General features: G+C 68.1%; 11 protein-coding genes. 4 read left to right on the top strand and 7 right to left on the bottom strand.

Translation table 11 applies throughout. The annotated features are described in order from the left end of the window. Window positions 1-125 precede the first annotated feature (125 nt). Both FOC84_RS30075 and FOC84_RS30080 read left to right on the top strand, forming a co-directional pair. Window positions 126-1,517, top strand: coding sequence for an alginate export family protein (locus FOC84_RS30075; protein WP_173148768.1), 1,392 nt, complete (start codon window positions 126-128; stop codon window positions 1,515-1,517). A gap of 26 nt (window positions 1,518-1,543) precedes the next feature. Beyond that, complete coding sequence (locus FOC84_RS30080; RefSeq protein WP_173148770.1) at window positions 1,544-3,232, top strand: amidohydrolase; 1,689 nt, start codon at window positions 1,544-1,546, stop codon at window positions 3,230-3,232. 58 nt (window positions 3,233-3,290) lie between these two features. Here the strand turns inward: FOC84_RS30080 and FOC84_RS30085 are convergent, their stop codons facing one another. The 6 genes from FOC84_RS30085 to FOC84_RS30110 form a co-directional block, all read right to left on the bottom strand. After that, entirely contained in the window at window positions 3,291-4,313 is a 1,023-nt protein-coding gene (locus FOC84_RS30085; RefSeq protein ID WP_173148772.1) for a porin, read from the bottom strand. Between the two features lie 21 nt (window positions 4,314-4,334). Next, a complete protein-coding gene (locus FOC84_RS30090) occupies window positions 4,335-5,321 on the bottom strand; it encodes a Bug family tripartite tricarboxylate transporter substrate binding protein (RefSeq protein ID WP_173148774.1) in 987 nt (328 codons plus the stop codon). 89 nt (window positions 5,322-5,410) lie between these two features. Then, window positions 5,411-6,400, bottom strand: coding sequence for a quinone oxidoreductase family protein (locus tag FOC84_RS30095; RefSeq protein ID WP_173148776.1), 990 nt, complete (start codon window positions 6,398-6,400; stop codon window positions 5,411-5,413). Window positions 6,401-6,505: 105 nt separating this feature from the next. After that, window positions 6,506-7,420, bottom strand: coding sequence for a dioxygenase (locus FOC84_RS30100; RefSeq protein ID WP_173148778.1), 915 nt, complete (start codon window positions 7,418-7,420; stop codon window positions 6,506-6,508). Between the two features lie 47 nt (window positions 7,421-7,467). Further along, the gene (locus FOC84_RS30105) at window positions 7,468-8,496 is read right to left on the bottom strand and encodes a tripartite tricarboxylate transporter substrate binding protein (protein WP_173148780.1); all 1,029 of its coding nucleotides are present in this window, start codon (window positions 8,494-8,496) and stop codon (window positions 7,468-7,470) included. Between the two features lie 70 nt (window positions 8,497-8,566). Next, a complete protein-coding gene (locus FOC84_RS30110; protein ID WP_173148782.1) occupies window positions 8,567-9,097 on the bottom strand; it encodes a cupin in 531 nt (176 codons plus the stop codon). A 161-nt stretch (window positions 9,098-9,258) separates the two neighbouring features. Between FOC84_RS30110 and FOC84_RS30115 the strand changes: the two genes are divergently transcribed. Together FOC84_RS30115 and FOC84_RS30120 are read left to right on the top strand one after the other, a co-directional pair. Further along, complete coding sequence (locus FOC84_RS30115) at window positions 9,259-10,185, top strand: LysR family transcriptional regulator (protein ID WP_173148784.1); 927 nt, start codon at window positions 9,259-9,261, stop codon at window positions 10,183-10,185. Window positions 10,186-10,374: 189 nt separating this feature from the next. Continuing rightward, the gene (locus FOC84_RS30120) at window positions 10,375-11,847 is read left to right on the top strand and encodes a hypothetical protein (protein WP_173148786.1); all 1,473 of its coding nucleotides are present in this window, start codon (window positions 10,375-10,377) and stop codon (window positions 11,845-11,847) included. Window positions 11,848-11,884: 37 nt separating this feature from the next. On the opposite strand, the gene FOC84_RS30125 is transcribed toward FOC84_RS30120, so the two are convergent. Continuing rightward, on the bottom strand, window positions 11,885-13,123 hold the full coding sequence (locus FOC84_RS30125; RefSeq protein WP_173148788.1) for an EAL domain-containing response regulator: 1,239 nt from the start codon (window positions 13,121-13,123) through the stop codon (window positions 11,885-11,887). Window positions 13,124-13,259: the final 136 nt, after the last annotated feature.

The raw sequence follows: 13,259 nt of genomic DNA on the forward strand, positions 1-13,259 counted from the left end.
TCTTTTTATAGGACGCATCGGGCGGTTGACGGCGACTACCGCCACCCCCGCGCTTACCCTATCTTCCCCGCCTGGCCCCGTCATTACGCTCCGCGTCCGGACACACCCGGCGCAGCCCAGGCAACTTGAACCTCATCCGTCTCGCAATCCCCCCGCTCGCCGCGCTGGCGCTCTCGGCGGCGCAGGCCGCCGAACCCGCGCTGCCGTCCATCGATCCCTGGCGCTATTCCGAGGACTACAGCTACCTGGACGATCCCGCCCGGCGCACCGGCGCGTGGGGCGAAGCCGGGAAATGGATCCGGCTGGGCGAGTCCTCTACGCTGACCCTGGGCGCCGAGCTGCGCGCGCGCTATGAGCGTTACCGCAACAACGAATTCGGCGACGCGGCGGTACCCGACGAGGGCTACCAGCTCTACCGCTTCCTGCCCTATGCCGACCTGCGGCTGGGCCGGCAGGTGCGCGCCTTTGGCCAGCTGAACCTGACCCACGCCGTGCGCGACGCCGGCTCCATCGGACCGCCCGACGACACCGGCCGCGATGTGCTGCAGGCTTTCGTCGACGTGTCCTTTCCGGGCAATGCAGGCACCTGGACCGCGCGCGCAGGCCGCCAGGTCATGGCATACGGTAGCGAACGGTTGATCTCGGCGCGCTACGGTCCCAACGTGCTGCGCTCGTTCGATGGCGGCGCCCTGGGCTGGCTGGGCGACGATCTGCGCGTGGACGGCTTTCTGGTGCGCCCGGTACGGAACGATCCGGACGATTTCAGCGACCGCGCCGACCCGCAGCGCAGGCTCGGCGGCCTCTATGGCACTTGGTCGGCGCCGGGTGGCGTGGCCGACACCGGCCTGGATGGCTACCTGCTGTCCCTGTCCAGCGACTCGGCCAGCTACAACCAAGGCAGCGGTTCCGAAACCCGCAACGCGCTGGGCACGCGCTACTTCGGCAAGCGCGCGGGCTGGCGCTGGGACCTGGAAGCGGTCTTTCAATACGGCAGCTTCGTCGGCGCCACTGCGCGGGCCTGGTCGCTCGCCAGCGATGCGAGCTACACCTTCCGCGGCGCGCCGTTGCAGCCGCGCTTGGGCCTGAAGGCCAACATCATCAGCGGCGACCGCAATCCGGACGATCCCAAGCTCCAGACCTTCGCCGTCTTCTTCCCCAAGGGCAAGTACTTCGGCGAAGCGGGCCTCATTGGCCCCTCCAACCTGATCAACCTGCATCCCTCGCTCACGCTGGACCTGGGTTCCGGCTGGACGCTGGGAACCGCGGCGGTCTTCTATTGGCGTCAAAGCCTGCAGGACGGCGTCTACGGCGTGGCCGGCAATCTGCTGCGCCCGGCCGGCGCCAGCCGTTCGCGCCACATCGGCACGCAGGCCGACGTGGTGCTGGGCTGGGAAGTATCGCGCCACCTGAGTTTCGAAGCCGCCTACTCGGTGTTCCGGCCTGGCAGCTTCATCCGTGATACGGGCCGCGCCGAGACCGTCCATTTTTTTGGCCTGGAAGCGCTATGGCGCTACTGAACACCCTCGATGACCGGAGACTACACATGAAAAGAACCACTGCGCTCGTCCTCGCGTTGGCCGCGGCGCTGCCCTGCGCCGCGCACAGCCGCGACGCCGACCTGGTGCTGCGCAACGCCCAGATCATCACCATGGACCCCGCGGCGCCGCGCGCCACGGCGCTGGCGATCCAGGGCGAACGTATCGTCGCGGTAGGCGGGGACGGCGATATGGAGCCGCACGTCGGCCCGGCCACGCGCCAGCTGGACCTGCAGGGCCGCACGGTGATACCCGGCCTCATCGACACGCACATCCACGCCATCCGCGGCGGCCAGACCTATGCGTTCGAAACCTATTGGTACGACGCGCCCAGCCTGGCGGACGCCCTGGACCGGCTGACGCGGGACGCCGCGCGACGTCCGCGCGACCATTGGGTCGCGGTGGTCGGATCGTGGCATCCGCGCCAGTTCCGCGAGCGCCGCGCGCCCACGCGGGCCGACCTGGACCGGGCGGCGCCCGCGCATCCCGCCTATGTGCAGTACCTGTACGACTATGCCTTGCTCAACAGCCGCGGCATCGAAGCGCTGGGCCTGAACGACGCGCAGCCGCCGGAGCTGCACGGCATCACGGTCGAGCGCGACGCGCAGGGCCGCGCCACTGGCAGGCTGCTGGGCGGCATCGGCCCGTTCAACGCGCTGTTCGCGCGCCTGAGCCATACCGCCGACCGCGCCGCCGGGCTGCAAGCCTTTCTGCGCGCCATGAATGCGCGCGGACTGACCGGCTTCATCGATCCCTCGGCCGGCGCCGCTGAAGCCTACGAGCCGCTCTACGCGCTGCGCGACCGCGGCGAACTCACCGTGCGCGCGGGCTACCGGATCTCGGCCATGCGCGCGGGCGGCGAGGCCCAATGGTTCCGCGAGGTCATGGCGTTCCGCCCGCCGCGCCATGACGATGGCAAGCTCGCCTTCCTGGGCTTGGGCGAGAACCTGGTGTCCGCCATGAACGACGGCGTGCGCATGGGACCGGGATTCAACCCGCCGCAGGCGGCGCGCCAGGAACTCACGCGTATCGCCAGGTACGCCGCCGAACGCCGCATCCCCCTGGAGATCCACGCCTACACCGACGACGCGGCCAGCGCCATCCTCGAGGTGTTCGAGGAAGTCGGCCGCGACCACGACCTGCGTCCGCTGCGCTGGTCGATCGCGCACCTGAACACTGGCTCGCGCCGCACGCTGGAGCGCATGGCACGCCTGGGGCTGGCCTATACGGTGCAGATGGGTCCGTACTTCGAGGGCGAGGCGATACGCGAGGCCCATCCCAAGGGGGCGGAGCTGGATTCGCCGCCGCTGCGCACGGCGCTGGACCTGGGCCTGCCGGTCGCGGGCGGCACCGACTCCACCCGCATCGGCGTGGCCGGCGTCTGGCAGGCGGTCGAGTATCACGTCCAAGGGCGGGCCATCGGCGCCACGGCGCAGCGCCAGCCCGAGGCCTTGCTCACGCGGGAAGAAGCGCTGGCGCTCTACACGCGCCAGGCCGCCTGGCTGGCGTTCGACGAAGACAACCGCGGCCAGTTGAACGCCGGCAAACTGGCCGACCTGGCGGTGCTGGACCTGCCCTACCTGACGATGCCGGCCGACCAGATCCACGCCATCAACGCCGTGCTCACGCTGTTGGGTGGCAAGCCGGTCCATGACACGGGCATGCTGCCGGCGGCGCCTGCCAAGGCGGTCCGGTAAATGAATGCGGCCCCGCACACGGAGCGGGGCCATAAACCCGGGCCGTACAGCGCCGCGGTCAGAACGAGTGGCTGATCCCCACCTGGAAGCCCTTGGAGTTCGCGCCCGGCACGCCTTCCGGCGCGACGTCCCCGGTCACGAAAGCGGCGTTGCCCTCGTTCTTGATCAACGATGCCGCCGTGTACAGCACGGTGCGCTTGCTGAGCGCGTAGGTATAGCCCAGCGCAAACTGCTGGGCGTCGTCGCCTTCGTACTGCCCGCTCTGGGTGGAACGCGAGTACGACAGCTTCACGTGGCCGCCGCCCACGGGCACCGAAGCGCCCACCAGGGCCACGTGCTGCTTGTCCGGCCCGATCTTCTGCTGCAGGTAGTTGGCAAACAGCTTCACCACGCGGAAGTCATAGCTCGCGCCCAGGGTCGCCGTTTCGTAGTGCGCGCCGCCGCCCATCGAGGTTCTGCCATAAGCGGCCGCGACGTTGAGCGGACCGGACTGGTAGCCCAGCCGTCCACCCGCGTAGTCGGCGCCGCGCAGGTCTTCCTCGCGCGCATAGTTCAGATGTCCGTACACGCCGCCCAGTTTCTTGGGCAGGAAGTAGGCCACCATGTTGCTGGCGCGCGAGAGCGTGGTGGCGCCTTCCATCCCCAAGGGCCAGCCCTTGATGATGTTGCTGCTGCCGCCCACGCCCACGGTGCCGAAGGGCGAGAATGACGACACGTTCCAGAAGGCCGCCGTGTAGTCCCGGCCCAGCCGCAGCTCGCCATAGCGCTCGTTGCTCAGGCTGATGGTCGAGCGCCGCGTCCAGTTCAGGCCCTGCGGCCCGCCAGTGTTCGGCAGGATCGGCGCCTCCAGCCAAAACCCGACCGAGTTGCCGTTGCCCAGGCTCTCGGTGCCGCGCATGCCGAAGCGGCTGGGCAGCATGTAGCCGCCCTGGTCCATCCCGATCCTGGACGAGCCGCCCGCCGTGGCGCTGGTCACGTTCAGGTCGATATGGCCGAACAGCGTCAGCGACGACGATTGCGCAAGCGCCGGACCCGCCAGCGCACAGGCGCCGAACAGCCCAATTCCTCTGATTATTGACATAGTCCCCCCAGCCCCCCGGGCTCAATTGCCAACACGTATGCCGGCGCCGCGGATCAGGCTGCCGGTGCTTTCCATTTCCCGGCCGATCAGCTCGGCGAATTGCGGCTGCGGCATGGGCGCGGGCTCGGCCCCCAGGTTCTCGAAACGCGCGCGCGTGGTGTCCGAGCGCAGCGCCTGTTCGGTGCCGGCATGGAGCTTGGCCAGGACCGCGGGCGGCGTCGCGGCAGGCACGAACATGGCCACCCAGAACTGCTGGTCCACGCCGCGGTAGCCGGCCTCTTCCGTGGTGGGCACGTCCGGCAGCGCGGGCGAGCGGCGGTCGGCGCTGATCGCCAGCGCAGTCAGCTTGCCGGCCTTGACCATCGGCAAGGCCAAGGGCAGCGGCAGGAAGAACCAGTCCACCCGGCCGGCGATCACGTCGTTGACCGCCTCCGGCGTGCCGCGGTATGGCACGTGGATCACCTGGATGCCGGTCGCCGCCCTGAACTTTTCGCCCGCGATGTGGGCGCCACTGCCGCTGCCGGAGGAGCCGTAGGTGTACTGGTCAGGTTCAGCCTTGGCGCGCTCCACCAGGTCCTTCAGCGATTTGAAGTTGCGCGAGTTCGACGCCACGATCACGTTCGGCATCGACGCCAGCATGGTCACGGGCGTGAAGTCCTTGAGGGTGTCGTACTTGAGGTTGGCGTATAGCGACTGGTTGGCCACGTGGGCGGCGGAGTGCACCAGCAAGGTGTAGCCATCGGCCGCCGCGCCTGCCACCAGGGTGGCGCCCAGCACGCCGCCGGCGCCCGGCCGGTTCTCCACCACCACCGGCTGGCCGAGTTTCTTCTCCAGCTGTTCGGCCACCGTCCGGCCGATGACGTCGGTGGTCGATCCCGCCGTGAACGGCACCACCATCCTGATGGGGCGCGCCGGATAGTCCGGCTGGGCCTGCAAGGTGGACGAAAGCCCCACGGCGCCGGCCAGGGCCGTCGCGTACTGAAGGAAATGCCTGCGGTGCAGTGTCATGGTTTGTCTCCTTTTATGCTTCTGCTGCGCGAAAAAAAGCCGATCGCCCATGACGGACAGGCGATCGGCCGGATAAAGCGTGTAGCGGATCAGGGCGCGAGAACCGGCCTGTCCTGCGCGCCTTCCAGCACCTTGATGTAGGCCTCGCGGGCCTGCGCCAGCGGCACCACGGCGCCGGGACTTACCGGGAAGGACTGCAGGCTGCCGTCCTCGAAACCGGGCAGCAGCTCGCGGAACACCGCAGCGCATCGGACCGAGTCCAGTTTCAGGCTATCCACGCCGATCAGTTGGAGATCGCGGCGGTAGAAGGCCTGGATGTCGAAGGGGACGTTGCGGTCAGGCGTGGAAATGACGATCTGCCTCCCGCCCACCTTGAGCGATTCCAGCGCCGCGGCGAAATACGGCGAGCCCACCGTGTTGTAGGCAATGTCGGCGCCCGCTTGGCTGGTCAGCTCCATGACCCGCTGGGCAATCCCGTCGCGGCTGCCGTCGATGACCGACACGCCCGAAACCGCATGGCCCACATAGCCTTCGCCGCCGCGCTCCACGCCGATCACCCGGGCGCCAACACGGCTGGCCAGCTGGATGGCGGCCTGCCCGACCTTGCCGTTCGAGCCGAACACCACCACCGTCTGCCCCACGCCCGTCAGGCCGGCGCGGCGCAAGCCTTCATACGCTGTGACGAAAGGCACGCCCGCCATGGCCGCGCTGGCGGCGGCGATGTGCGCGGGCCTGCGCACCAGCGCGGCGACAGGCAGCAGCAGGTAGCGCGCGTGGGTGCCGTCGCGCGTAATACCCAGGTCGCCGCCCGTGCCCCAGACCTCCTGCCCTATCCATTCGCCCGGACCGGCGATCACCTTGCCCGCGTAGTCGCGTCCGGGGGTACGCGGCCAGATCGCGTAAGGCATCATGCCCATGGCTGCTTTGACGTCGCTGGGATTGATCCCGGCCGCGCTGACTTCGACCACGGCGTGGCCTTCGGGCGGCTGCGGCACGGAGATGTCGACCAGGGCCGGCTGCAGATCGGCGACGGCGGAAACGCGTTCGATCACGCGCAGGGCTTGGGTTTTCTTGCTCATGTTTGTCTCTGGATTCTGGTTGTTGCGGGCAAAGCTCCCCCGAGGCGCCGCGAGCCGCGTCGGGTTGACGGCGTAACGGAAACGGGGAACGGGGGAAAGGCGGAATCAGGAAAGCGGCGGCTTGGGCATGCGGGTTTCGCCGGGCTCGAGCTTGAGCTCCACGTCCAGGCGGTAGGTGCCGTCGCCCGCCGGCTCGAACTTCCTGAGCAGCGATCCCACCGCGCCGAATGCCGCGTCGCTGTAGGCGTAGGCGTCGTTGGCGTCGAAGATCTGGGTGGTCAGCACCTTGTGCCCGGGCGCCGACGCGATGAAGTGCAGGTGCGCGGGCCGCATGTGATTGCGCTGCTGCAGCGCCAGCAGGTCGCCGCAAGGACCATCGATAGGCACGCCATAGCCGGCGGGCTTGACGCTGTCGAACCAGAAGCGGCCGTCCGCGTCGGTCATGAAGACGGCCCGCAGGTTCATGTCTTCCTGCTCGGGATCCTGGTTCTCGTAAAGGCCGCTGGGCGCGGCTTGCCAGGTTTCCAGGCGAGCGCCCGCCAGCGGCCGGCCGTCCAGCGTGCAGATGCGCCCGCTCACCAACAGCCGCTCGCCGGCCGTGTCCTCGGTGGCGATCGCCGCGCCGTTTTCGAGTATGGGCTGGTTGGCACGCCAGAACGGGCCGATCAGCGCAGGCTCCGTGCCGCCGGCTTCCAGCACGCCCTCGGCGTCCATCAGCAACACCAGCGTGGCCACGCCCAGGATGTCGGCCAACAAAATGCCCTCGTGGCGCAGCGGATTGCTGGCCTGGCCGACCTGCACCATGAAGTCCAGGCCCTGGTGCAGTTCCTCGTAGCTCAGTTTCACGTCCACCGCGAAGGCGTGCAGATGGCGGATCAGGGAATCAAGGATTTCACGGGTGCGAGGATCCTTGGCCTGGTTGGCCGCGAGGACAGCTTCCAGCAGCGCCTGGGGCGTGGCGGGAATGGCGCGCCGTGCGCCGGCGGCGCCCGCCTGCGTGGAGCAATTGGCATGACTCATAAACATTCAACCCTGTAGTCTGACTAGTGAAATTTGCCGGCCGCGCTTCAGTCGGCCGATATGCCCGCCTGGGACGCGACGGCAGCCCATTTGGGGACTTCCTGCGCCACCCTGGCTTTCAATTCCTCGGAGGAACTGGCGACCACTCGGAATCCGAGACCGTCCAGCTGCTTGCGGACCGGCTCCTTGCCCAGCACTTCGGCCACGGCCTTGTTGACGCGTTCAACCGTGGCGGCTGGCGTGCCTGCCGGAGCGAACAGCGCCTGGATGGTTTCGGAGCGGAAATCCGCAAAGCCGGATTGCGCGATCGTCGGCACGCCGGAAAGCGCCGGCCAGCGTTCGTCGCCGCCCACGGCCAGGGCCCTGAGCCTGCCTTCGGCAAGAAACGACTGGGCTGCGGGCAGCGCGGCCAAGGCGCAATCGACCTGGCCGCCCAGCGCGGCCAACACCGCGGGCGCGGCGCCCGAGTACGGCACGTGCAATGCCTGGACGCCCGCGCGCCGCCACAGCAGTTCGGCCGCCAAATGCACGCTGTTGCCATTGCCCGGCGTGGCGTACGTGAGCGTTCCCGGATCACGCCCGGCGGCGTCCTGCAGATCCTTGAGCGTGGCCAAGCCGCTTTCGGCGCGGACCACGATGACGTCGGGAGAACTGACCGCCAGGCTCACCGGCGCGAAATCGCGCACCGGGTCATAGGCGGGCCGTTCCCGGGCAATCGCGGGATTCGTGACGAACGAGGACGACACCAGCAGCAGCGTGCCGCCGTCGGCCTCGGCCTTCGCCACCGACGCCACGCCGATGTTGCCGCTGGCGCCCGGACGGTTCTCCACGATCACGCTCTGGCCCAGATACGCCGGCAGCTGCGCGGCAAGCAGGCGCGCGATGATGTCCGTGGTGCCCCCAGCAGCAAACGGCACCACCAGGCGCACGGGCTTGCGCGAACTCCTGCCAAAGAAGGGAACGAGCTGCTTGGCTTGGCCCATCGCGGGGACCGCGCAAAGCGCGGCCGTACAGGCGGCGGCCCGAAGCACGCGTCTTCTTGCCGCCAGCCGGGATATGCCATCGTCATCGCTCATTCCATGTCTCCTCGATAATTTTTTTTGTCGATGGCGCCGCGCGCAGGCTGGCGCAGGCCATCGTCCGGCATCAGCTGTCCGCTTTTTCCTTCAGGAAGCCGTCTGTGCCGTAGACCAAGCCGGTGTTTTCGGCAGCACGCACCACGTCCGGATGCCAGGCGATGCGGCCGCATTCCTCGTCGGTGCCGCCGACCACGGAATAGACGACCAGGGCATGCGGGTTGGGATTGCGGAATCCACGCATCACGCCGATGGGGCAGGAAATCACGTCCCACTGGTTCAGCATGACCGAGTGTTCGCCCTTCTCGCCCCAGATCACTTCCATCTGGCCGTTCAGCGGGCAGAAGACTTCCTCGGTCTTGTGGGCATGCAGGCTGGCGCCCTGTCCCACGGGAATTTCGATGAAGGTCACGCCAAAGCGATGGTTGCCGGGGATGGCGGGCTCCACGCCTTTGTTCTCCAGCACGCCGCGGTTCATAATCTTGTAGATGTTCTTCTTCATGCCCGGCAGGCGGCTCTCGATGAAGGTCTCGCGATAGGGCTCGACCTTGCCCCAGCGCGCGATGCGGGTGGCTTCCATTTCCTGGCGGTTGATATCCATGTCATTCCTTTTTTTGATGAGCCTTAAACGGAGAATTGCTGCGTATTTCTCGCGGCTGATGCAAGTTAAAGCTCCGCACTACACAGCGTCCACTACCATTTTCTTACCGCTCTCATATAATTTTGTTATGACTCAATCCACCCCATAGGGAAGATACGGAAATGGACCTGCGGCAACTCCGCTACTTTGTCGTCCTGGCCAACCAGGGGCACTTCGGCCGCGCCGCAAGCGTCCTGCATGTGGCGCAGCCCGCGCTCACGCGCCAGATCCGGCTGCTGGAAGAAGAACTCGGCGTCCAGCTCTTCGTGCGCCACTCGCGCGGCGCGTCTCCCACCGAAGAAGCCGCCTTCCTGCTGGAGCGCGCCTCCTTCCTGCTGCGCTACGCAGAACAACTCAAGCAGGACATGTCGGCCCTGCAACGCCATCCCAGCGGCCCCGTCGTCATCGGCATATCTCCCGGACTCGCCATGACGCTGGCCGTGCCCCTGACGCGCGCCGTGCAAGAACAGCTCCCTGAAGTCCGGCTGCGCTTCGTTCAAGCCTTCTCTCCCACGCTGCACGAGATGCTCCTCAGGGGCCAGGTGGACCTGGCCGTGCTCAACGGCCCGGTACCCGTCGCCAACCTGCTCACCTATCCCTTCCTGACCGAAGGCATGTGCCTCATCGGGCCGCCCGCGCATCGCAAGGCCCGGCCCGCGCGGATCGGCGTACGCGACCTGGCCGAGCTGCCGCTGGTGATGACCGGCTTGGCCAAGTCCGGTGTGAGGCTCGAACTCGAAGCCCAGGCGGCGCACGCCGGCGTGCATCTGAATCCGGTGGTGGAAGTCGAAACCATGGAAGTCGCCAAGCGCCTCATAAAGGAAAAGGTCGGAGTGACCGTGCACTTCGCCGCAACCGTGCTGGAAGACATCGAAGAAGGCCGCCTGTGCGCCCAGCCGATCGATGGTCTCAGCCTGCGCCGCATCCTGGCCCACCCGTCGGATAGGCCGGCCTCGCGCGCCACCAAGGCGACGGTCGAGATCCTGCGCCAGGTGGCGCGCGAGCTGGTGGCGAAGAAGCGCTGGCCCCACGCCACGCTGGACTTCTGATCCCGCCCCCGCGGGTTGCGGCATTTTTATCATCGTCCTGCGTTCCAGACGCAGGACGCAGCGTACGGTTGCCGCGCCTTCCAAAAGACCCTGCAATCGGGCAGGCATGAACCGTCGCGGACCGGCTCCCGGCATACACTGCTACGCGCTACGCCACGTCCCGGACCCCGCCATGCAGACGTTCAACCCATGATGTACCTTCTGTGGTCGTTACCCGCCCTGGCCGTCATCGGCGCCATCGCCAGCGGGCGCTTGAACACCACGGCCGCCGCCGTGCTGGGCTTGCTCGCCGCGACGCCCATCGCGCTGTTTGGCGCGCCCGTGCCCTTTGGCTCTGGCCAGCTGTGGCTGGCGCTGGAACGAGGGCTCTGGATAGGCTGGATCATTACGCCGTACATCCTGGGCGGGCTGCTGTTCTGGAACATGGCGGCGCAAGGCCGTGCGCCCCGCCAGGCGACGGACGGCGACAAAGCCGCATTGACCAGCCCCCTGGCGCGCCGCCGGCTGCTGTTCTTCGCCTGTTTCCTGGTCGGTCCCTTCGCCGAGTCGGCCACCGGCTTTGGCGTGGGCATGCTGGGAACGGTGCTGCTGATCCGGCCGCTGAACCTGAAGCCACGCGAGATCATGGTGTTCGCGCTGCTGAGCCAGACCCTGATTCCATGGGGGGCGATGGGCAGCGGCACGCTGCTGGCATCGGCCTACGCACGTGTCCCTGCAACGCAGCTGGCGCTCTACGGGATGGTGCCGGTGGCCTTGCTGACGGTGCTGTGGATGTTGCTGTACTGGCGCACCGCAAGGCGCGCGGGCCTACGAGCCGATCCGGCCGAACAGGTGCGCGAGGCCATCTGGATGATCGCGAGCCTGGCCGCCCTGAGCGCCGCGACGGCGCTGCTGGGGCCGGAAACCGCGCTGCTCTCGGCCTATGGCCCGCTCATCGTGCTGCGCTTCCTGCTGGACCGCCGGCCGGACCGGCCACGCTTGATGGCGGCCGCGCGCAAGGCCCTGCCCTACATCCTGATGATCGCCTGGCTGGTGGCCACGCGCCTGTTGCCGGGCCTGAACAGCGGCCTGGCGGGGCTGGCCGCATTCAGGCCGTTTGCGGACCTGCCCGGCTGGATGCCGCTCTTACATGCCGGCAGCTGGCTGATCATCGGCGCGCTGCTGATGGCGGCGCGGTGCCGTCAGAGCGGCCTGCTCACAACCCAGGCGCGGGCGGCCTGGACCACCGGACGCCACGCCGTGTACTCCGTGTTCCTGTTCGCCATGATGGCCGAAGTCCTGGCGGGCGCCGGCATCTCGCAAGCCTACGCCGACGGCCTGTTCGCAAGCCTGAAGGACTGGACCATCCTGATCACGCCGGTGCTGGCCGGAGTCTTCGGCATTCTGGCCAATAGCGGCAACGCGCCCAACAGCCTGTTCATGCCCGCGCAATTGTCGCTTGCGCTGAATGCCGGCCTGAGCGTCCCGGCCGCGGCGGCGCTGCTGCATGTGTCGGGCACGTCGATGGGAATATTTTCGCCGGTGCGGATGTCGATCGCGGCCGGACTGGCTCATGGCCGCGGCGAAGAGCGCGGCGTGTACGCGCAACTGCTGCCCTATGCGCTGGCGGCGTTCGGCGCGCTGCTGTGCCTGGCGGCCCTGGTGGTGCTGGCGGGATCCTGAGCCGCGCCGGCTTGAAGCCAGCCGCGGGTTGCAGGCCTCAGGCGTTGGCGTACATCCTCAGGATGCCGTGCCCGATCACGCCCTGGCTCAGCGCGTATTGACGAAACGCGCCCAGCGGCATCGGCCGGCCATGGTAATAGCCCTGGGTCACCTGCACGCCCAATGCACGCACCATCTCGTGCTCTTCATGGGTTTCGATGCCCTCGGCCACCACCGTCATGTCCAGCGACCTTGCCATCTCGATGGTGCAGGCCAGGATGCGTTGGGCGTGGCCCTGCCGCGCGGCGCGGGCGACCAGCTCGCGGTCGATCTTCAGTTCGTCGAAGGGCGCGCACAGCAGACGGTCCAGCGATGAGTCGCCGGTGCCGAAGTCATCGATCGCGCAGCTGAAGCCGCGCAGTCGCAACTGCGTGATGGCGCCGGCCAGTGCGCCATTGGAGCGCGCGCCGCCGTCCTCGGTGATCTCGATGACGATGCGGCCCGGATCCACGCCCGCGCGCTCGGCGCGGTCGGCGACGTCCTGGGCCCAGCGGATGGAGCTGGCGACCACCGCTGGCACATTGATGCCGATGACGCAGTCCGGGCGGCCGCCCAGTTCGCGTTGCGCCTCGAAGGCGCGCGCCAGCATGTAGTCGGTCAGGGGCTCGAGCAGGCCGGCGTCCTCGAAGGCCGGCAGGAACGCCGCCGGAGGCACCATCGCGCCATCCTCCCCAGCCCAGCGGGCCAGCGTTTCGGCGCCCCGCAGTTCGCCCGTCGCGGCGCAATGCTGCGGCTGGAAATGCGCGGTGATCTCCCGCAGCGCCAGGGCGCGCAGCAGGCGTTCGCGGTCCAGGCCGGCGAGCACCGCCCCGCTGCTCGCCGCCGCGGTGCGCAACGTGGCAACCCCGTCCGCCAGCGCCGAACGGGCCAGCGATTCGATCATCGAAACCAGGCAAGCGGCTTCCAGGGGTTTGCCCAGCGCGGCGATGATGGGCACGCCACGGTTGCGGGCGTAGGTCGCCGCTGCCTGCAGGATGCGCGAAGGATGGCTGCTGGCAATCGCGATGCCGCCGCAACCGCCGGCATCGGCCAGCGCGTCTATCATCTGCAGCCCGGTGCGGTCCGCCATGTCGAGGTCGACGATGACCAGATCCCACTGCCGTTGCCGGATCGCTGCCACGGCCGACGCGCCGTCGTGGGCCATTTCGACTTCGGGCACGCCGATCTTGCCCAGCATCCGCGCCAGCGCGAAACGTTGGAATTCGTCTTGATCGACAACCAGGGCGGATTTGAGCATGATGTTCCCGATGAACGCAGGGCCCACGGCGCTGCGGCAAGGCGCCTGCAGGCGGGAGGCCAGGCAGCGAACTGCCGACGAATTCATTGTTCCACCCGGCGCCGGGAACGGAAATCAGCCGAGTCCTATTTTGCCG

It is taken from the genome of Achromobacter pestifer, assembly GCF_013267355.1.
Taxonomy (GTDB): Bacteria; Pseudomonadota; Gammaproteobacteria; order Burkholderiales; family Burkholderiaceae_B; genus Achromobacter; species Achromobacter pestifer_A.